This window comes from Campylobacter concisus (assembly GCF_003049065.1).
GTDB lineage: Bacteria > Campylobacterota > Campylobacteria > Campylobacterales > Campylobacteraceae > Campylobacter_A > Campylobacter_A concisus_BE.
The window spans coordinates 83,441-104,232 of the sequence record NZ_PISC01000008.1; the positions used below are offsets into that span (position 1 = coordinate 83,441).

Here is a 20,792-nt window from a genome sequence, read left to right on the forward strand (position 1 = left end):
CCTCAAAATAGTTGTGTTATGCTGTGCCAAAATTTCTTTAAAGCACTTGGTTTTTTTTCTTGCTTACTTATATCAGCGATATTTGCAAGCTCGTTTTTGTTGTTTGTTTGCTCTAAATTTATATCCATATTTACAAGTTCAATGCCCTCTTCAAAATCATCTTTTTCCTGTTTTTTTATTTCAAATTTCTCTTTTTTCTCTTCTTCAAAAATGTTGAAATTTGTTTTTGGCTTTGATCTTAACTCACCTTTATATCTCATCTTTTTTTCTGAGTCTATCTCATAAGGCGTAAATTCTCCAGCGCCATACATACAAAGTCCTATGGCACAAGAATTTGCCGGATCTCTTAAAATTTCATATAAACCATCCATCTCTTTTGGTCTAGCGATCCTAACTGGCATGTTGTCAAATATCGCAGAAGCTAAGTCTTTTAGTCCATCAAGTTTTGTCATACCGCCAGTTAGTACTATGCCAGCACCAACAAGATCTTTATATCCACTATCTTCAAGCATATTTGCAAGTACCATCACAGTCTCTTCTGCTCTAGCTGAGATGACATTTGATATAACATCAAGTGAAACTTCGTGAGTTTTTTGCTCATCGCCAAGTCTTGGAAGCTCGATAAGATCTACTGATTTATTTACTAGCTTGCCATATTCTAGTTTTATCTCTTCAGCTTTTGGCAAAGGGGTATGAAGCGCCATTGAAAGATCTATAGTTATATTTGCAGAGCCAACGTGTAGATATGAGTTGTATCTTAATGAATTTCCAGCGTGCACTACCATATTACATGTCTCGCCGCCCATATCTATAAGTGCAACACCAAGTTCTTTTTCATCTTTTGTTAGTGTTGCTATGGCTGATGCGTAACCAGAAAGAACGACGTTATCGACCTGTACGCCTGCTAAATTTACAGCCTTTCTTAGGTTGCTAAGTTGTGATTTTTGAATACTTATGATATGTGTTTGCACTTCAAGTCTAGTGCCATTCATGCCAATAGGATCTTCTATAAATTCTTGCCCATCCACCTTAAAGTTGTAAGGTAAGACATGAAGTTTTTCATATTCTGGTGAAGTCTCGGCATTGTGATCTGCCATCTGCATAGCGCGCTCTATCTCTTTTATGCCTATTTCATGATTTGGTATATTTACTACACCGCTACTATTTACGCTTTTAGTATATTTTCCAGATATCGAAACTACTACTCTTTCATAGTGCGTGCCTGCAACTTTTTGTGCTTCTATGAGTGCATTTTTTATAGATTTTGCAGCTAGTTCAATGTTGTTTATAGCACCTTTTTTTATACCTTGTGCTTTTTCTGTGCCTATTCCTATTATTTTTATGCCATCATCATTTTGCTCTGCTATAACAGCACAAATTTGAAATGATCCGACATCTATGCCTAAAATTCTAGTACTCAAAATTTTTACCTTTTGACATATTCTTTAACTTCATAATATTTTAGAAGTTTGTTTGTTAAATCTTTTATCAACTCGTTGTTTTTAAGCATTGCAACATTTTGTTGTGTTATTTGCTTATAGTTGTTATTTATATTGTTAGTAAGCAATCTTTGTTCCAAAATATCGTACACTACGGCTTTGTCATCTAATATAACATAACCTTTTGTGTTGTTAGTGTCAAAAAGTTGAGATACAAAAGCTCTTGTATCGCTCTCGTTTAAGCCTGCAATAGAGCCATTTACCTCTCTGCTAACAAAGCCAACATCTATGCCTTTGAAGTTTTGTAGAGTATCTTTTGCTTTTGCTGTTAAAATTTCTTTTTCTTTTTTGCTTTTGTAAATTTCAAGCACATTGGCTCTTGCTTGTTTAAAGCTCATAGGTTGTGGGGGAGTTATGCTTTTTACTCTAGCTATCAAATAGCCATCTTTATAAATAAATGGTTTTATCACTTCGCCAACTTTTGCACCCTTTATCTCATCAAGTGAAAAAGTAGCGTTGTCCTCATTTACGCTTACAAAACCATTAGTTGCAAGCTCAGCTTTTTTAACAGCGACATACTTTTCTAAAGCGTTAGTTTTGCTTTGCTCTATGTTGTAGTCTTTATTAACTTCAGCTTTTACCTCGCTAAAAGGTTTTATCTTGTCATCAGAACCCTTATATTTATCTTGGTTTTCGTTATAGTAAGATTTTAAAACGCTTTCGTTTGCGTCACTTTTTTCTGACTCGACAAAGTATGTATCTATACCATAAAGTGTCTTTGTCATATAGTTATTTTTATTTATCTCCCAAAGATCTTTTAGCTCTTTTTCATCTACCTTGATCTCGTTTTGATCAGCATTTACTACTTGCACAGCTAATTTATCTTGCATGAAAAAGCTAGCTTCCATCATGGTGATATCTTCTTTGCTAGCAGGTAAATTTAAAATAGTTCTAAGTTTATCTAGTAAGATAGTTAGTTTTAGATTATCTTCAAAATCAGTTGGGTTTATCCTGGCTCTTCTTAGCACATCGTAGTATAAATTTTTGTCAAAAACGCCGTCTTTTTGAAATGTTGGATCGACTATTATATATTTTAAAACATCGTCTTTATTAACGCTTAGACCGATGTCGTCTGCAAAATTTAATAGTAAATTTTCTTGAATAGCAGCTTGAAGTGCAGCATTTTCTAAACCTAACTCTTCAGCTTTCTCTTGAGTTAGTTTGCCTTCAAATACATTGTTGTAGTACTGATATAACCTATCATATTTTTGTTGCAACTCTTGAACGCTTATATTTCTATGTCCTACTTTGGCTACCGAAGTAGCTCTGTTGCTGTTTAGATCGTATGCGCCCCAGCCGACAAAACCAGCACCGACAAAAGCTATCGTGCTTACCCAAATTGTCACGACTAGGTATTTTTTATGTTTTTGCATCCAAGATAACATTAAGTTCTTCCTTTAAAATACTAACAAAGCTTGTGCGATATTTTATAGAAATTTGGCTTAAATAAGCTTAAAATGGGGCTTTATAAAAACGTTTCTTGCTAAATTTTTACTAACATTTTTTATCTTTGTTAGCAAAAATTTAAATGCTAAAATCGCTGTAATCACCAGTAAAATGAAGCAGTTTGCAGCTGTTTTCTAACAAAGCTATATCTTTTGCAAGTAGTTGAGGGCTCCTGCTATACGCGTAAACGCCGTATCCTTTGATCACGACGACGTTAGTATTTTTCTCTATCATCGCTCTATAAATTTCTGTCTCAGCACGCTCATACCAGTCGTCAAACTGCTTTGGATCATAGACTAAAATTTCATTAAATCTCATGCATCCAAAATAGTCTTTTGGTGCGATCTTTTCATGTTTCATTGCATAAGCTGTCACGTATGGAGGCATGGCGTAGCAGACAAATTTTGCTTCATTTATGTTTTTGTAGATATTTAAGTGTATATCAGCATCTAAGCTTGCATCATTCCATCGGTAGTCTTTTTTTGATGAAAGAAGCGTTAGATCACTATCTTGCAAGTCGTCAAAAATGGCACTTTGCTTGTTGATGATGAATTGATTTTTTTCTACTCTTGCTGAGATAGAACCATGAAAAACACCAAAAAAATTCTTTCTAAACATCGAAAGAGATATCTTTTTTATCTCATTTGTTGAGTGCAATAAGTCCATTTTTTCTCCTATGTTTGGGTGATTATATTTAAGCTATCTTAAAATTTGTGTAAAATTTTATGTAATGATAGCTTTTTAAGTAAAATTTCGATAAATTTTCACACTAATTTCATTAAAGAGGCAGTGTTGCAAAGTCCGCATATTAGTGTTTTGCTTGACGAAGTTTTATCTTTTTTTAAAGGCCTGCGTGGAAATTTTATAGATTGCACGCTTGGATATGCTGGACATTCTAGTGCTATTTTGTCTCAAAATGAAAATCTAAATTTGATCGCTTGCGACAAAGACATCGAAGCTATAAATTTCTCGCTCAAAAAACTTGAGCCATTTGGCAGTAGAGTTAAAATTTATAAGAGCAATTTCTCTGAGCTTATTAGCAAACTTAGCAGCGATGAAATTTCAAACGTTAGAGGGATTTTAGCTGACATTGGCGTTAGCTCTTTGCAGATAGATAAAGATGATAGGGGTTTTAGCCTTGGCTCAAGCACGCTTGATATGCGTATGGATAAAGAGCGAGGATTTAGTGCCTATGACGTGGTAAATGGCTACTCGTTTGATGAGTTAGTTAGGATTTTTAGAGATTATGGCGAGCTAAAAAATGCTTCTGGGATCGCAAACAAGATAATAAATGCTAGAAATTTAGGCAAGATAACGAGCGCAAAAGAGCTTGCAAACATAATAGGTACAGCCCAGATAAAAGGGCGCGGTGTTAGCCATGCGATACTCGCGTTTCAAGCGATCAGGATAGAGGTAAATGGCGAGCTAGATGAGCTAACAAATTTGCTTGATAGCATAGAAAATGGTGGTTTTAAAGATTGTTTGGTGGCGATCATAACATTTCACTCGCTTGAAGATAGGATCGTAAAAGAGCGCTTTAAAAAGTGGGCAAATAGCTGTATCTGCCCGCCTGGCATCTACCGATGTGAGTGCGGAAACAACCACGAACTGGGCGAAATTTTAACCAAAAAGCCACTAACAGCAAGCCAAAGTGAGCTAGCGCAAAACTCACGAAGCAAGAGCGCAAAACTGCGTGTTTTTAAGATAAAAGGATAAAGATGCAAGAAAAAGAAGAGCTGCTAACACTTCACGACGAGGAGCAAAAACGTGAGGTAAATTTAAGCTTTAAGACGCTAGTGATGGTCTATCTGGCGGTTTTTATAGCACTAGCTCTATTTTTGCCAAAAATTTATATAGCAAATCAAATTTATTATATAAGTAGAGATATCGCTGACATCAGCGGCAAACGAGATATGCTCCTTGAAGAAAACAGAGCTCTTAGCATAAAGCTTGAAAATTTGCGTTATAAAAATCAAATTTTAAACAATATGCAAGAGCGTCAATGGAAATAATTAAGAAATTTAAAAGCTTTATCCACTACTACGACCCTGCAAATTTCCAGCTCATCTACTCGCTAAAAGCTGCCACGACCATCGCTTTTAACTGCTTTTTGTGTTTTTACTTCTTTCATCTAAGTGGCGCTATCATGGCTGTAAATATCACGATGGGTATCTTCTTTCTTGGCGAGCTTGAGTGCAAAGATAGGAGCAAATTTGCATTTTTGCTACTTTACATCGCGCTTTCTTGCGCTTTTATGCCCTTTGTTGCACTCCTTATGAGCCTTGGCGTTTGGCTCTCACTTATCGTATTTGTCTGGATATTTGTGGTAGGCATTAGCCAAATTTATAGCTCAAATTTAAACAAAATTTTACTCGCCGTAAATGCAACAGGGCTAGTTGCTTTTGTGACAAAGGCCGCAGTAGGGCTAAATGTGGCTGATAGCATCGGCGGACTTGTCTTGGCTGGCGTGCTAAGCATCATCATAAAATTTGAAAACTTTGGCAAATACGGCAAATTTACTAAAAAAAGCATCAGCTTTTTACTAGATAGCGCCATCTTATCGAGCAAGGCGCTTGGCACGAGCCATTTTTACGCAAGCATTGCAGATTTGATGAGCTCGATTGATAAATCAAAAGAAATTTTTGCAAACAAAAGCCTAAAGATAAAAGATGTTAAGCTAGTTAGAAATCAAGCCAAAGCACTATTTTATTTTTATAAAGTTGAAGAGATCGCTCTTTTGCTTCGAACATTGGGCGCTTCGTTTGAAAGGATCGAGGACAGAGCGCTTTTAATTGAGGTAAAAAATGAGATCGCTTACAACCTTTTTGAGCTTAAAAAAATTTTCAAAAATCAAACTCCAAAGCTAAAATTTGATGCGCTAAATTTAGCTAAAAACTCAAATTTTAAAATTTTTGCTAGCTCGCTTGGCGTGCTTTATGATAAATTTTTGCTTATAAAAGAGGGCGGAGAGGACAAACTCTCGTTTAACAACACAAAAAAGATCACGCTAAAAGAGGCATTTAAAAAGCTAAATTTAAAAAATGAAGTATTAAAAGAGTCTTTAAGGCTTGCCATTTGCATGTCGCTTGCCATTTTTATAGCGCAGGCGATGCATATAAATCATGGAATTTGGATAGCCATAGCAGTGATGAGCTTAAACAAAAGCGACGAAGATGCTTTAAAAAATGCTGGCAGAGATAGCCTTCTTGGCGGAGTTATCGGCTTTTTTATTGCGCTTGTTTTTGTGAAATTTATGGGCGAATCATACGCATTTTACGTGGTAGTCTTTATCGGTATGTTTTTGGTTTATTATCTAAAAGCTTACAAACAAATCGTCTTTGCAACGGCTTTTATGTTTGAATTTACAGCTATTTTTTCGCTTATAAAAAGAGACTTTTTGGCTCTTATGGTAGATAGACTGCTTGACGTAGCAGCTGGCTTTTTGATAGTTTTTGTCACATATTTGCTAACTAGGAAAAATGACTATACAGCGATAAAAAATAGCTTAAGCAGTGCCTTGATAGGTTTTAGAAATTTAGTGCAAATTTCTCTAAATGAGTCAAACAAAGATGCTTTTAGCACGGATGAAAAAAGGGTTTTAGGCTCGCTAAATGAGCTAAACTACGTTATAAAAGTTAGTAAAAATTTAGACGATGATAATGTGAAAAATGCAAAATTTATAGCTAGCAAGTTTGATGATATAAATAGCGATCTGGTTAAGCTTAGAAATTATCTGAATTTAGACGAGTTAAAAGAGAAAAACGCCTTGCAAAATGATATAAAAATCATCTCAGATAGGTTTTTGATGCTAGATAAAAAGATCAAAAAACTTCCATACTATTTCATAAGCGAGATAGAAGCGAAGCTGCTTTGCAAAGACGAAAACGTTAAAAAGCTAATTTTGCGAGTTGCTTTAAAACAAAATGAAATTTACTCAGCGCTCTCTTTTTGAGAGATTAGCTTTTCATATATATATTGTTCTAAATATTTTTTTGAAACGTCATTTTTAAGAGCGGTGTTGTAAATTTCTTCAACCTTGCTTGAATACTTTTCATATCCAAAATATGGAAAATGCACGCTCCAAGCCTTTTTTATAAGATCCAAGCTTATCTCTCTTCTTGCCCAAACCTTAAACATATCAAATCCGATAAAAACAGCTGAAGTGACGATGGTAGTTGCGATTATCGAGATGTGCGCGTCGGCCTTTGCTAAAAAGTGGTGCGTGATGATGAGAAGCGGAAACAAGACGACAAAGCAGATAAGTGCGTAAATTTGATAGAGCTTCACGTGGTTAAATCTAAAATTTAGCTTTGCGCCATCAATTAGCATACCTTCGTTAAAAAGGGCATTTGCTTCAAGCAAATCTCTAAATAAAACTGGCTGTTTTGAGACGAAAAAAATATTTTTAATGATAGTGTTTCTTAGATTTTCTTTCATTTTTTATAGACTTTTTACCTTAAAAATTTCAGCTCATTGTATCTAAAAATCTATAAATTCAAACAAAATTAGATACAATTTGCCTAAAATTTAAGGAGCTAAAAATGGCAGATAAAGCTTTAGAAACTGTCTTTGTAAATGGCGAGTTTGTGCCAAAAGATGAGGCAAAAGTTAGTGCATTTGATAGAGGATTTATATTTGGCGATGGAATTTATGAAGTAGTGCCTGTGATAAATTCAAAAATGGTCGATAAAGAGGGCTTTTGGGCGAGATTTGAGAGAAGCTTAAACGAGATAGATATAAGCCTGCCTTACGAAAAAGAGAAATTTGAAGCGATCTTAAATGAGATGATCGCAAAAAACGCCTTAAAAGAGGGTGGAATTTACATGCAAGTAACAAGAGGCGTGGCGTTTAGAAATTTCTATTTTATGGAAAATTTAACCCCAAGCGTCTTTATCTTTTGCTACGAGAGTGAAATTTTAAACAACCCAGCTGCAAAAACTGGCATAAAAGTGGTAAGCGTAGAGGACATCAGGTGGAAAAGGCGCGATATCAAATCGATCTCGCTTCTAGCTCAGTGCTACGCTAAAAACGAGGCTCACAAAAAGGGCGCGGACGAGGGATTTATGGTAGAAAACGGCTTTGTTACAGAGGGCTGTAGCTCGAGCGCTTTTATCATCAAGGATAAAACCCTCATCACCAAGCCACTTTCAAATGAAATTTTACCAGGGATCCGCCGCATGAGGCTTTTAAGGATCGCTAAAGATATCGGCCTAAAGATAGAGGAGCGTAAATTTAGCATGGACGAGGTTTATAGCGCTGATGAAGTCTTTATCTCGGCTGCTACGCTTATACTTTTACCAGTCATCTATGCTGACGGCAAGGCGATAAACGGCGCAAAAGTGGGCGACATCTCAAGCAAACTTCGTGAAATTTATGCTAGCGAGCTTTTAAAAGAAGCTGAGCTTTGAGAGAAAAGGTCTTAATAAGCGCCTGCCTTGCTGGCATAAACTGCAAATTTAATGGCGAAAACAACCTTTTGGGTATTGGCATTTTGGATGAAATTTCAAAAAAATATCATCTGCTTTTTGTCTGCCCAGAGGTTTTTGGCGGACTTAGCACGCCAAGAGAGCCAGCTGAGATGAAAGGTGGCTTAGTCGTTACAAAAACCGCTAAAGATGTGAGCGAAAATTTTAAATTTGGGGCTGAAATTTGCCTAAAGATAGCTAAGCTAAATGGCTGCAAAAAGGCGATCTTAAAAGCTAGAAGCCCAAGCTGCGGCAGCGGGCAAATTTATGATGGAAGCTTCACTAAAAAGCTAATCTTTGGCGACGGCGTAGCGGCAAAACTGCTAAAAGAAAATGGTATTTTAGTTTTTAGCGAAGATGAGATAGGGCGGCTTGATGTTTGAGAGGCTAAAAGATAATGTCATGGTCGAGGTGATCTTTAAATACATCATCTTGCTGCTACTTTTTGCCTGCGTGGTTGGGCTTTTTGTAAGTGGTGTGCTCTTTTTAAAGGGAGAGATGAGCGAGTTTTCGCTAAATTTGCACATTTTCTTTGGCTTTAGTTTGGTTGTCCTCACCATAATCCACAGCTACGTCAAGAAGAAAAAACTAAAAAAGCTAAGTCTTGAGTTTAAAAATATCTTAAAACATAAGCCAGTGCAGATGGACTGCAACACGACAAGGTTTTTAAACGCGCTAAATGATGTCAAAGTGGGCGAGCTTTCAAAGAAATTTGGCTCAGACATTGCAGAAATTTTAAGATCAAACGATATAAAGGTCAAGGATCAAAACGAGACGATGAAGCAAATTTGCAAAAACAACGATGAAAAGATGTTTTATATCTTTGTTTTGATCGTCGAAGCTATATTTAAGGATAAGGAAGAAATTTGAAAAAAGGTATATTTTTAGCACTTAGTGTTGCTTTGTTTTTGGGTTGTTCGCAGACAACAAAACCAGAGCCAAACAAGCAGCAAAATGCCCTGCCAGACGAAAATGTCTATAAGCCAAATGAGCGCATCAGCCTGCTTGAATTTGAAGTAAAACAAGATGCCTCGTCGCTACCTCAAAATATGCAAAGTGCGAGTTTTGCTCAAGATGAAATTTTAAAAAGAAGATTTAAGGTTTTTACTCTAAGAGGCATTAAATTTAACCCAAATGACGCTTTTTGGGCGTTTAATGTATATAAGCCAAGCGAGAAGAGAAAGTATTTTGGCTCAAATTTTAGACAGATACCTCAAAGCTGGTTTGACGCACAAAAGGACAATGCAAATTTCACTGGCTTTTTGCAAATTTCAGCCTATGCTCTAACTTCAGCAAACACAGCTGTAAGAAATTTCCCAACCGACGAGCCGATATTTTTAAACCCGCAAACTCCAGGTGAGGGTTATCCGTTTGACTATCTGCAAGAATCCACCCTAAGCATCGCTCATCCGCTTTTTGTATCGCACCTCTCAAAAGATAGGGCGTGGGCGTTTGTGAGTGATGATGCGGTTTGGGGCTGGGTGAAGGTTGAAGATATCAAATTTATAAGTGATGAAGAGGCGCTTGCCTATCAAAAATCAAGCTTTGTAACGATAAAAACCGACAAGATGCCAGTTTATGATAAAGGCGGAAACTTTTTGTTTTACTCACGTGTCGGCGCGATACTGCCAGTTTTGGCGCAAGATGACAAAAACTACTACGGCAAAATTTATGTAAGAAATATGCTTAGGGAGTTTGTCCTCCCAAAGTCTTTTAGCGCCCTTTTTCCACTTAAATTTAACGATTCAAATTTAAAGACAATTCTTAGCTCGCTTCTTACTCAGCCTTATGGCTGGGGCGGGGTGGATAAGCTAAGAGACTGCTCGCTTTTTACAAAAGACTTGCTAGCAAGCTTTGGCGTGTGGTTACCTAGGAACTCAAGGGCGCAGGCAAATATGGGAGAAAAGATCAATCTAAAAGGTCTTAGCAACGCTGCAAAGAGCAAAGAGATAAAAGAAAAAGGCGTGCCATATCTCACGCTCGTGCATTTGCCAGGTCATATCATGCTCTATGCTGGATACAAGGGCGATGATATCTACGTCGTGCATGATGCTTGGGGGCTAAAGACTACAAACAACGGCCGCGCGCTTATCGGAGCGACCGCGATAACTACGCTAAATATCGGACAAAATAGAAGCGACATACAAAGTGCAAATTTGCTAATTTCTAAGGTTGATTCTATAAATGTGATGAGGCCTGAGCAAGGGATGCTAGATAAGGCTAGAAAGATCTCAGCTTTGCAGCAAGCTTACGGCGTGAAGATAGAAGAAAATTTGGTTAAATTTAGTGATGGCACGAGCCTAGTCTATGATGATTTTAAACAAAAAGATGAAGAGTGCAGTACTGGGGCTGACATAGAGGATATGAACGCACTTGATTACGCTGCATTTTCGCCACTTAGTGCAGCACTTAGTGATGCTGGCAGATGCAGAAACTACGAGCTTTTAGGCAAAATTTATGGCTCAAGCGAGAGCGCGGTCAAGGCAAATTTGGTTGATGTTATCTGGCTAAAAGATTTTTTAAATTTGCCTTTAAAATTTAACTCTAAAAATGGCGCTGCAGCTGCCTTGCAAGAAGTTAGCAATGAGCTAAATGAGATGGTAAAGAGCGATCCAAATTTACTTCAGTACCTAAAAGATCCAGGCGGGACATTTAAGTGGCGCATCATCGCTGGCACAAACCGCCTAAGCGCGCACAGCTACGGCATCGCGATCGATATAAATGTAAAAAAGAGCCACTACTGGCAGTGGAGCAAGGGCTATGAGAACTTGATCCCTGAAAAGATCGTGCGAGTTTTCGAGAAGCATAAATTTATCTGGGGCGGACGCTGGAAGCACTTTGATACGATGCATTTTGAGTATCGCCCAGAGATGTTTGAGTAGATGAAAGATCAAATTTTAGAAATTTTATCTCGCTCAAATGTCTTTTTAACTGGCGGCGGCGGTGTTGGCAAGAGCTATCTAACCGCCTCCATCATCAGACACTACAAAGAAAATTTCAAAAATGTCGTCATCCTTGGCTCAACTGGCATAAGCGCTGTTAGTCTTGGGGGCGTGAGCTTGCATAGCTTTTTTAAATTTGGCTACTGCAAGGACTACGAGGAGCTAAGACGGCTTGACTACCGCCAAAAAGATAAGCTAAGCAAGCTACGAAATATGCTAGATGCCTGCGATCTGCTTGTAATAGATGAAATTTCGATGGTTAGCTCAAATGTTATGGAGATGATAAGATACCGCTTGCTCACCTCTAAATTTAAGGGCAGGGTGCTCATAGTGGGCGACTTTTATCAGCTGCCACCCGTGCAAAAAGAGCAAAATGAGAGCAAACTTTTTAACTTTTTATACGCCTTTAACTCAAGTGCTTGGGAGGATATGAAATTTACAAATGTTGAGCTTTTGCTCTCAAAACGCACAAATGATCTTAAATTTTATGAAATTCTCTCTCGTCTTAGAGTTGGCGAGCTAGATGATGAGATGATAGCTTATATCGAGAGCTTGCGAGTGGGAGCTATCGAGCCAGATAGCGAGACTAGCGTGCTTTTTGGCAGAAACGCTGAGGCTGAGATGCTAAATCAAAAAAGACTTCTTGCGCTTAATGCGCCACTTGAAATTTCAAACTCGGACGTGCTTGTTATGGATGAAAATTTAGACAAAAAAGAGTTTGAAAAGTGGGCAAACACGCTAAATATCTCACGAAATTTAGAGATGAAGATAGGCGCAAAAATCATCTTTACTTCAAATAAATGGGGCGAGTACTATAACGGCGAGCAAGGCAAGATCATGCAAATTTTAAAAGAAAATGGCGCCATATCAAGCGTGATCGTGCAAAAAGATAGCGGTGAGATCTGCGAGATAGAAAAGTGCGCTTATAACTTTTGCGCGCTAAATTTAAACGAAGACGAGATCGAAGAAAACGTGCAAGCTTCGCTTTATCAGTTTCCATTTAAACTTGCCTATGCGCTAACTATCCACAAGTCTCAAGGCATGAGTATAAACTCACTCATTTGCAACATCAACCACATCTTTGCTAAGGGACAGCTCTACGTCGCACTTTCTCGCGCGGTAAATCCTAAAAATTTAAAACTTTTTTATGATAAGAAAAGTGATTTTAGGCAGCATTTAAGAAAAGTGGTTAAAATTGACGACGAAGTTAAGAAATTTTACCAAGAAAACGTATTTTTGCATATTAAGGAGAGTTTATGAAAAAGCTATTTTTAAGCCTTGTTTTTGGCGTTTTTGCATTTGCAGATGTGCTAAAAGTGAGTGACTTTCAAACAGATATCTACTCAAAAGCTGGACAAAATTTAACAAAAAAGATAAACATGAACCTTGAAGTTGTCGGACGTGATGTGGAGGAGAACGAAGCATACGTGCTTGATGCACTAAATGTCGTTGTTGGCAGCTTTTACGTGGAGGATATCCTAACCTCGATGGGAAAAGAGAAATTTAAAGAGCTATTTATGAAATACGCAGCCAAAAAACACTCTCTTGATATCGATGATGTGCTTATTTTAAACATCAAAGTGATAAATAATCTAGAGCTAAGCGAGATCATAAAAGCGATAAAAAGCCAAAATTTATGCTCTGATCCAAGTGTAAATGAAGATGTGATGACAAAGCCAGAAAAGAAGAAAAAAGGCAACGAGATCATCGTCGCACCTGATCCAAATGACGTGGTGCAAAAGCCGATCGATCTAAATAATGTGCAAGAATTTGGAAAAGACTTCGGAGAGAAGTGAGTAAATTTGGCTAAAAGCTAGCCAAATTTATTGATTTACGATGTCGTAACCTTGTGGGATGACTGGAGTTAGCGTCTCTTTTGGGATGAGCGCGTCTTTTACAGGGTTGCTTAGAGTGATTTTTATCTTATTTGAAAGCTTGTCTTTATAGTCAATCGTCGTTGGAAGCGTGTTTTTGATCGTTATAAAGTACTCAACTCCGTCATATATCGCCTTATAAAGTGTTGGCTGAATTTGCTCTGCGTGAGCCAAAACCTGCGTCAAATTTGGCGTATCATCTAGTCTTGAGATGATGGCTTGCTCGAGCTCATCCTCGATCACGACCACCTTGTCTTTGTCAAAGTAAATTCTCTTTGGCGTTGGACTTTCATATATCCAAAGCGCGGTGTTGTCGCTTTTAGCGTAAAATCTACCCTTGTAATTTACACTCTTGCCCTCGCTAAAGACAGTTTGAGTAAAGTCACTTTGCAGGCTTTTAAAATTTAAGCCAGCGCCAAATGAGCAAACCGCAACGAGAGATGCAACTAAAAATTTTCTCATTTTTTATCCTTTTTTGGCGTATTCTAGCCCAGTTTAATTAAATAAATAGTTAAACTATGCTAAGATCCAAAGTTTAAAAATTTAGGAAGGTAAAGTAATGATTTCATCGGTATTTAGAAAGATTTTTGGCACGAAAAATGATAGAGAAGTCAAAAAATATATAAAACGTGTGGCGCAGATAAACGCGCTAGAGCCTACTTATGAGAAGATGAGTGATGATGAGCTTAAGATCAAATTTAATGAGCTTAAAGCCCAAGTCGTAGAAGAAAAAGTCACTTTAGATCAAATTTTAAATGATGTCTTTGCGTTAGTTAGAGAGGCCAGTAAAAGGGTGCTTAAGATGCGCCATTTTGATGTGCAGCTAATCGGCGGTATGGTGCTAAACGAGGGCAGGATCGCCGAGATGAAGACAGGCGAGGGCAAGACCTTGGTTGCGACTTTGCCAGTTATCTTAAACGCAATGAGTGGCAAGGGCGTGCATGTAGTAACAGTAAATGATTACCTTGCAAAGCGTGACGCGACGCAAATGGGCGAGCTTTATAACTTTTTAGGCTTAAGTGTTGATGTGATACTAAGTGGCGGATATGACGATGAGGTAAGACAAGCTGCATATAACGCCGACATAACATACGGCACAAACTCAGAATTTGGCTTTGACTATCTGCGTGATAATATGAAATTTGAAGCTGGCCAAAAGGTTCAAAGAGGTCATAACTTCGTTATCGTGGATGAGGTTGATAGTATCTTGATAGATGAGGCTAGAACACCACTTATAATCTCTGGTCCAACAAACCGCACGCTTGATGGCTACATAAGAGCCGATCAAGTCGCAAAACAGCTTACCAGAGGTACTCCAGCTGATCCAAACGTGCCAGGCTCAAAGCCAACGGGGGACTTTATAGTAGATGAAAAAAATAGAACGATAATGATTACAGAGGCTGGCATAAGCAAGGCTGAAAAGCTCTTTGGAGTTGAAAATTTATACAACCTTGAAAATGCCGTGCTAAGCCACCACTTAGATCAAGCTCTAAAGGCGCACAATCTCTTTGAAAAAGACGTTCATTACGTCGTAAAAGATGGCGAAGTTGTCATAGTTGATGAATTTACAGGACGTCTAAGCGAGGGCAGACGCTTTAGCGAGGGACTTCACCAAGCACTTGAGGCAAAAGAGGGCGTGAAAATTCAAGAAGAGAGCCAAACTCTTGCCGATACAACATATCAAAATTACTTTAGAATGTATAAAAAGCTTGCAGGTATGACTGGTACAGCTCAGACAGAGGCTACTGAGTTTTCTCAAATTTATAATCTTGAAGTTATCTCGATCCCAACAAACGTGCCAGTTAAGAGGATCGATCAAAACGACCTTATCTACAAAACTCAAAACGAGAAATTTAAAGCGGTCATCGACGAGGTTAAAAAAGCTCACGAAAAAGGTCAGCCAGTGCTTGTAGGAACTGCAAGTATCGAGCGTAGTGAGGTGCTTCACGAGATGCTTAAAAAAGCTGGCATCCCACACTCTGTGCTAAATGCTAAAAACCACGAAAAAGAGGCCGAGATCATCGCACAAGCTGGCGTAAAAGGCGCTGTGACTATCGCTACAAACATGGCTGGACGTGGTGTTGATATCAGGATAAATGACGAGGTGAGAGACCTTGGCGGCTTATATATCATCGGCACCGAAAGGCATGAGAGTAGAAGGATAGATAATCAGCTCCGTGGCCGTGCTGGACGTCAGGGCGATCCTGGTATGAGTAGATTTTATCTAAGCTTAGAGGATAATCTTTTAAGAATTTTTGGTAGCGACCGCATAAAAGCGATCATGGATAGGCTTGGTATCGACGAGGGCGAAAGCATCGAGAGCCGCATGGTGACAAGAGCTGTTGAAAATGCTCAAAAGAAAGTCGAGAGCTTGCACTTCGAGGCTAGAAAGCACTTGCTTGAGTATGACGACGTGGCAAATGAGCAAAGAAAGACTATCTATAAATACCGCGATGAGCTACTTGATAAAAACTACGATATGAGCGAAAAGATAGCTCAAAATAGAGTTGAATACGCTACAAATTTACTTGATACGGCTGAAATTTTCCATGGCGGCTTGAAAGATGACTTTGATATTAAAAATTTATGCTCTATCATCCTTGCAGATTGTGGCGAAGAGATCGACGAGAGCGAGCTAAAAGGGCTAGAGTATAATGAACTAGTAGAAAAAATAGCGCAAATTTTAGAGGTTAGATATAACGAAAAGATGAGCGTGCTAAATGAAGAGCAAAGAAAAGATATAGAGAAAATTTTATACCTTCAAGTGCTTGATAATGCGTGGAGAGAGCACCTTTATCAGATGGATATCCTAAAAACTGGTATAGGTCTAAGAGGGTATAATCAAAAAGATCCGCTAGTTGAATATAAAAAAGAGAGCTACAACCTCTTTATGGAGCTAGTTGGCAGACTAAAAACTGAGAGCGTTAAAACGCTTCAAATCGTTAGATTTAAGAGCCGCGAGGAGCAAGAAGAGCAAGCTAGGATGATGCTAGAAGCTAGTCAAAATGCTGAAAATGAGCCTCTAAACTACAACAATCAAGGCGAAGATGAAAATTTCACGCCAGAAAAAAAGATACCAAGAAACGCTCCATGCCCTTGCGGGAGCGGTAAAAAATATAAAGATTGCCACGGCAAAAGTGGCCCTAAAAAAGGCATATTTGCTTAAAATTTCTACTTTTAAGGCGCCAAAGCGCCTTAATCTTTTAAAGGCTATTTGATGACAAGCTTACCAAAGTACCTACTTTTTAAATATTTAAGATTTGATAAAACTCAGCCATTTATCGCTCTAAGCGCCTTGCTCGCCTTTCTTGGTGTTAGCATCGGACTTATGGTTTTGATCGTTGCGATGGCTATTATGAATGGATTTGATAAAGAATTTGAGCGCAAACTTTTTACGATGAACTATCCTATAACCGTTCAAAGTGCCTTTAAAGGATCGATCGATGATGGCTTTGTAGATGAGCTAAAGGCTAAATTTAGCGACCTTAAATTTAGTCCTTATATCAGCACGCAGGTCATTTACCGCTCGGCAAATGCACTTGAAGGCGGGCTAATTTATGGAGTAAATTTTAAAGATGAAAAGCATATAAACTCGGTTGTAAAAGAAGCTTTAAAAAATAAAGAGCTAGAGGGCTTTGAGATACTTGTGGGAAGCGGCATAACGAGCGAGTTTAGACTAAGAGACGATGAAAAACTAACGCTTATCTTTACAAAGGCTGATCCTGCTGGCTTTTCGCTAACGCCAAAGATGAAGCGCTTTGACATCGGCGGCTCATTTACATCTGGGCTAATCGCCTACGATAAGGCGTTTTCATATACTTCAGTTGATGCATTAAGGAAAATTTTAGACTATCCAAAGGGCGTTTATGATGGAATTCACATCTTTTCAAGTAAGCCATTTGATGACATAAAAAGGGTGCGCGAGGGGCTTCCAGCAGGCACGGTTGCTATTGGCTGGTGGGAGCAAAATGGCAACTTTTTCTCAGCGCTTGCACTTGAAAAAAGAGCACTTTTTATCGTTTTGATGCTTATTATCCTTGTGGCGTCGCTAAATATCATAAGCTCACTACTAATGACCGTGATGAACCGCAGGCAGGAGATCGCCTTGCTTTTAGCACTTGGAGCTAGTAAAGGCGAGATAAAAAGAAGCTTCTTTTATCAAGGGCTAGTAATAGGCGGTGGTGGCATTATATTTGGCTTGGTGCTTGGCTTTTTGGGGTTATTTTTACTTGGAAATTTCAACATCATAGACCTGCCAGCTGACGTTTATGGCTCAAGCAAACTACCGCTTGAACTCTCAACGATAGATCTTGTGCTTATCGTAGTTGGGGCTGTGTTTATCGTGGCTATCTCGTCTTACTATCCAGCCAAAAAAGCTACTGAGGTAAATGTCCTTCAAACTTTAAGAAATGAGTAAAGCCTAGAAATGCTAGGCTTTAAATTTGGTTTTAAAAGCATATTATTGGCTAATATGCTTTTTAAATTTGTATGTTGTGTATAAAAATGTATAGTTATTTTTAAAAGCTTTTTGAGCGTTATTTTTTTACTTATATTTTTTCATCAATTCATCTAATTCAACTTCTTTTCCATTAATGTTAAAAGTTCCCTTGAAACTATTGAAAATACCAGCTAGACTTAAACCTTGAGCAGAATTGTTGCAATTTTGATTTTTTATGCTTTTGAACCCATCGCCTCTGTAATGATCATTTTCTACACAATCTATGTAAGTTTTTATATCTTCATTAACATGTTCCTGATAGTATTTGGCAGTTTTAGGCTCCTCAACTTTTATGTCCTCGCCACCGCATCCAGATAAAACTCCGATCAATAAAGCATAAAGTGCTGCAACTAAAATTGATCTTTTCATATATATCCTTTTTAAATTTTATAAAAACGATGTGATTATAATAAAGTTATATTTTAAAAAGACTTATGAAAAGATATTGAGAGCAAAAATATTAATTATAATGCCCTTTGCAGGCTATTATGTAGATCGTAGTCTCATCTACTGCGTAAACCAAGCGGTGTTCGCTGTTTATCCTCCTGCTATAAAAACCAGATAAATTTCCTTTTAGCGCTTCGGGCTTGCCTATGCCATCAAAAGGATCTCTTGCCATATCTTTTATGAGCTCATTTATCCTTTTTAAGGTGTTTTTGTCTTGATTTTGCCAAGATAGATAGTCCTTCCAAGCGTCAAAATCCCATTTTATATCTCTGCTCATTGTTAGCTTAGCATTTCCTGCTCTTTAAAATTTAGCTTTCCCTCTTTAAAGTCTTTCATCTTTTTCTCAAGATAGGCTATATTTTCATCTTTATAGAATGGATCTGGAGCTGAAACCTCAAAAGGGATAGCTCTTTCAGAGACTAGCTTTGCAAGAAAGATATTGACTGCTGATGACATAGAAAGCCCCATCTCTTTGCAGATCGCCTCGGCTGATTTTTTAATGTTATCTTCTACTCTTAAGCAAATTTGTGCCATTGTTTATCCTTTTTTGCAATTATAATATCATAGATTGTATTTACAAACAACTACAATGCATAGTTTTTCGTATAAATTTACTACGCTCTTACGTCGTGGTCGATCTTGCACTGAAGAGCTTCGTGAACAAGGGTTTTTGCCATGACGCGCTCCTCGCTTATAAGGTGGAAATTCTCGCCTAGCTCGCCAAAGATATCTTTGTTGCCCTCGCCATTTGCTTTGATGATCGTTTGGATATTTGCTCCGTAGTCTTTGATCTTTTGTGCTATTAGCTCAACTCTTTGCTCGTTATTTACAGTTATGATGACAGCGGCTGCATCGTCTAAGCAAGCGTTTTCAAGGGTGTTGCTTTGAAGCACATTTCCTAAAAATACATTTTCCCCGCGGCTTCTACCAAGCTCGACTAGGCTGATGTCATTATCAAGCACGATGTATAAAAGCTTTGTCTCTTTTAGCCTTAAAACCACCTCTTGACCAAGCCTATCGTAGCCAAAGACTACGATGTGATTTTTTAGTTTTTGTGGCTTTAAGGTCTCGTTTGACTCAACTGCCACCTCACGCTCTACAAGATCAGCTAAAACGTCAAGCTTTTTAAGTATAAAAGGTGTTGCAAACATCGATATAACAGAGGCTGCGATGAAAATTTGAGCAGTTTGGATATCAAGTAAATTTCTTGTAGTCATCAGCCCAAAGACAGCCAGTGCAAATTCACCGATCTGGCAGACGCTAAGTGCAGTCTTAGCAGCGACTCTGCGTTTTAAGTAGATATTTAAAACGGCAAAAACGACGATGGCTTTTACAACCATTATGCTAAAGACTAGACCTAGAACTAGCCAGATGTTTGAGAGCACGACTACAAAATTTATCTGCATGCCAACGGTTATAAAAAATAGTCCAAGAAGTAGATCTCTAAAAGGTATGAGATCGACCTCGATCTGGTGCTTATACTGCGTCTCTGCCATCATCATGCCAGCTAAGAATGCACCAAGAGAGTATGAAAAGCCAAAGAAGTGAGCTAGCGTGCTGGCGCCAACGACCAAAAAGAGAATAGTAGCGATAAAGACCTCTTGAGAGTTTGTCTGAACGACTTTGTAAAATATCCAGTTGATGACGTATTTGCCGAGCAAAAATAGCACAACAATAAGGATAACCGCACTCGTAAATGTCTTTAACAAAAGCTCATTTATAGAGGCATCTTGCGAGCTAAACATATCTATCATAAGCAAAATAGGGATGACGGCGATATCTTGAAATAGTAAAATTCCAAGTGCCTTTCTGCCATAAATTTTACTCACATCGCCATTGTCATTTAGCGTTTTTAGCACGATCGCAGTTGATGATAGAGCAAAGGCAAGACCTGCAATAAGCGCTGTCTCGTCCTTTAGATGAAGCGCGTAGTAGAGCATCACACCCATCACAAAGCCACTTAAGCAAACTTGCAGACCGCCATTTAGAAAGACCTCTTTTTTCATGCTCATCAGGTGCTTAAAGCTAAATTCAAGTCCGATCGTAAACATCAAAAATGCGATACCAAATTCCGCGATATGAGAAATTTCATCGTTGCTTTTTAGGTTGAAAAACTCAGATATAAGCGTGCCTGTTACGATGTAGCCGATGATGGTTGGTATCTGAAATTTCTTAAATATGACGTTTAGAGCGACCGAGATCGCAGCGACAAGCAAGAAGCCTTCTAAAATTTGTTCCATATATTATTTTTTGCCTTCGTAAAATACAAGATCAAAGCTATTTTTTCTCTTCACAAGCGATCTTTTGGTGCTAGTTTGACTGGTAGCTTCGTGTAATTTTTTATTTAACTCATCAATAGTTGCTTCTAAATCGTCAATTTTCTCTTTTAGCTGAAGTATCACATCAACACCTGCTAAATTTACGCCAAGTTCGCGGGTTAAATTTAGTATCGTTTTGACGCGATCAACGTCTTTTTGCGAGTAGAGCCTCATCTTGCCATCTGTTCTTGAGGGTTCAACTAGTCCCTCTCTTTCGTATTGTCTTAAAGTTTGTGGATGTATGCTTAAAACCTTTGCTACAACGCTTATTAAAAAAAGTGGTTCTTCATAATTTTGCATTTT

20 protein-coding genes and 2 pseudogenes are annotated in these 20,792 nt (G+C 38.1%); 12 read left to right on the top strand and 10 right to left on the bottom strand.

Annotation, left to right across the window (positions count from 1 at the left end; translation table 11 throughout):
* Positions 1-2: 2 nt before the first annotated feature.
* The 3 genes from ftsA to CVS81_RS07785 form a co-directional block, all read right to left on the bottom strand.
* A complete protein-coding gene (gene ftsA, locus CVS81_RS07775; RefSeq protein ID WP_107965607.1) occupies positions 3-1,421 on the bottom strand; it encodes a cell division protein FtsA in 1,419 nt (472 codons plus the stop codon).
* 5 nt (positions 1,422-1,426) lie between these two features.
* Positions 1,427-2,884, bottom strand: coding sequence for a peptidylprolyl isomerase (locus tag CVS81_RS07780; RefSeq protein ID WP_107965608.1), 1,458 nt, complete (start codon positions 2,882-2,884; stop codon positions 1,427-1,429).
* Between the two features lie 139 nt (positions 2,885-3,023).
* Positions 3,024-3,611 (bottom strand): class II aldolase and adducin N-terminal domain-containing protein, encoded by a 588-nt coding sequence (locus tag CVS81_RS07785; protein WP_002940326.1) that lies wholly within the window; start codon positions 3,609-3,611, stop codon positions 3,024-3,026.
* A 126-nt stretch (positions 3,612-3,737) separates the two neighbouring features.
* Here CVS81_RS07785 and rsmH point away from each other — a divergent pair, with 126 nt between their 5' ends.
* From rsmH to CVS81_RS07800, 3 genes are read left to right on the top strand one after another with little or no spacing between them, the layout of a single operon-like run.
* Complete coding sequence (gene rsmH / locus CVS81_RS07790) at positions 3,738-4,661, top strand: 16S rRNA (cytosine(1402)-N(4))-methyltransferase RsmH (RefSeq protein ID WP_107965609.1); 924 nt, start codon at positions 3,738-3,740, stop codon at positions 4,659-4,661.
* Between the two features lie 2 nt (positions 4,662-4,663).
* Positions 4,664-4,957, top strand: coding sequence for a hypothetical protein (locus CVS81_RS07795; protein WP_002940285.1), 294 nt, complete (start codon positions 4,664-4,666; stop codon positions 4,955-4,957).
* Positions 4,948-6,897: an FUSC family protein gene (locus CVS81_RS07800; RefSeq protein ID WP_107965610.1), complete on the top strand. Its 1,950-nt coding sequence runs from the start codon at positions 4,948-4,950 to the stop codon at positions 6,895-6,897. The genes CVS81_RS07795 and CVS81_RS07800 overlap by 10 nt, the downstream gene beginning before the upstream one ends.
* Here the strand turns inward: CVS81_RS07800 and CVS81_RS07805 are convergent.
* Complete coding sequence (locus CVS81_RS07805) at positions 6,876-7,382, bottom strand: hypothetical protein (protein WP_107965611.1); 507 nt, start codon at positions 7,380-7,382, stop codon at positions 6,876-6,878. The two genes, CVS81_RS07800 and CVS81_RS07805, sit on opposite strands and share 22 nt — an antisense overlap.
* Positions 7,383-7,486: 104 nt before the next feature.
* On the opposite strand from CVS81_RS07805, the gene CVS81_RS07810 reads away from it, so the two are divergent.
* Genes CVS81_RS07810 through CVS81_RS07835 form a run of 6 tightly spaced genes read left to right on the top strand, consistent with a single transcriptional unit; the run spans position 7,487 to position 13,148 of the window.
* The gene (locus CVS81_RS07810) at positions 7,487-8,353 is read left to right on the top strand and encodes a D-amino acid aminotransferase (protein WP_107965612.1); all 867 of its coding nucleotides are present in this window, start codon (positions 7,487-7,489) and stop codon (positions 8,351-8,353) included.
* Positions 8,350-8,793, top strand: coding sequence for a DUF523 domain-containing protein (locus tag CVS81_RS07815; protein ID WP_107965613.1), 444 nt, complete (start codon positions 8,350-8,352; stop codon positions 8,791-8,793). The genes CVS81_RS07810 and CVS81_RS07815 overlap by 4 nt, the downstream gene beginning before the upstream one ends.
* A complete protein-coding gene (locus tag CVS81_RS07820; protein ID WP_103572218.1) occupies positions 8,786-9,280 on the top strand; it encodes a chemotaxis protein in 495 nt (164 codons plus the stop codon). The genes CVS81_RS07815 and CVS81_RS07820 overlap by 8 nt, the downstream gene beginning before the upstream one ends.
* Complete coding sequence (locus CVS81_RS07825; RefSeq protein WP_107965614.1) at positions 9,277-11,292, top strand: SH3 domain-containing protein; 2,016 nt, start codon at positions 9,277-9,279, stop codon at positions 11,290-11,292. The genes CVS81_RS07820 and CVS81_RS07825 overlap by 4 nt, the downstream gene beginning before the upstream one ends.
* Positions 11,293-12,612, top strand: coding sequence for an ATP-dependent DNA helicase (locus tag CVS81_RS07830; RefSeq protein ID WP_107937100.1), 1,320 nt, complete (start codon positions 11,293-11,295; stop codon positions 12,610-12,612). It abuts the gene before it with no gap.
* Positions 12,609-13,148, top strand: coding sequence for a hypothetical protein (locus tag CVS81_RS07835; RefSeq protein ID WP_107965615.1), 540 nt, complete (start codon positions 12,609-12,611; stop codon positions 13,146-13,148). Before CVS81_RS07830 ends, CVS81_RS07835 begins: the two co-directional genes overlap by 4 nt.
* 27 nt (positions 13,149-13,175) lie before the next feature.
* On the opposite strand, the gene lolA is transcribed toward CVS81_RS07835, so the two are convergent.
* Positions 13,176-13,688, bottom strand: a complete 513-nt coding sequence (lolA, locus tag CVS81_RS07840; RefSeq protein WP_012001621.1) for a LolA-like outer membrane lipoprotein chaperone — start codon at positions 13,686-13,688, stop codon at positions 13,176-13,178.
* Between the two features lie 97 nt (positions 13,689-13,785).
* Here lolA and secA point away from each other — a divergent pair.
* From secA to CVS81_RS07850, 3 genes and pseudogenes are all read left to right on the top strand, one after another.
* Positions 13,786-16,182, top strand: a pseudogene (gene secA / locus CVS81_RS07845) (preprotein translocase subunit SecA); the annotation flags it as partial.
* A gap of 108 nt (positions 16,183-16,290) precedes the next feature.
* Positions 16,291-16,392, top strand: a pseudogene (locus CVS81_RS10215) (SEC-C metal-binding domain-containing protein); the annotation flags it as partial.
* 51 nt (positions 16,393-16,443) lie between these two features.
* Entirely contained in the window at positions 16,444-17,643 is a 1,200-nt protein-coding gene (locus CVS81_RS07850) for an ABC transporter permease (RefSeq protein WP_107965617.1), read from the top strand.
* Positions 17,644-17,769: 126 nt separating this feature from the next.
* On the opposite strand, the gene CVS81_RS07855 is transcribed toward CVS81_RS07850, so the two are convergent.
* From CVS81_RS07855 to CVS81_RS07875, 5 genes are all read right to left on the bottom strand, one after another.
* On the bottom strand, positions 17,770-18,093 hold the full coding sequence (locus CVS81_RS07855) for a hypothetical protein (RefSeq protein WP_107965618.1): 324 nt from the start codon (positions 18,091-18,093) through the stop codon (positions 17,770-17,772).
* Between the two features lie 91 nt (positions 18,094-18,184).
* On the bottom strand, positions 18,185-18,448 hold the full coding sequence (locus tag CVS81_RS07860) for a Txe/YoeB family addiction module toxin (RefSeq protein ID WP_021085440.1): 264 nt from the start codon (positions 18,446-18,448) through the stop codon (positions 18,185-18,187).
* 2 nt (positions 18,449-18,450) lie between these two features.
* Positions 18,451-18,705 (bottom strand): type II toxin-antitoxin system RelB/DinJ family antitoxin, encoded by a 255-nt coding sequence (locus tag CVS81_RS07865; protein WP_107965619.1) that lies wholly within the window; start codon positions 18,703-18,705, stop codon positions 18,451-18,453.
* A gap of 80 nt (positions 18,706-18,785) precedes the next feature.
* The gene (locus CVS81_RS07870) at positions 18,786-20,411 is read right to left on the bottom strand and encodes a cation:proton antiporter (RefSeq protein WP_107965620.1); all 1,626 of its coding nucleotides are present in this window, start codon (positions 20,409-20,411) and stop codon (positions 18,786-18,788) included.
* Between the two features lie 3 nt (positions 20,412-20,414).
* Positions 20,415-20,789: a heat shock protein transcriptional repressor HspR gene (locus CVS81_RS07875; RefSeq protein ID WP_107791571.1), complete on the bottom strand. Its 375-nt coding sequence runs from the start codon at positions 20,787-20,789 to the stop codon at positions 20,415-20,417.
* Positions 20,790-20,792 lie beyond the last annotated feature (3 nt).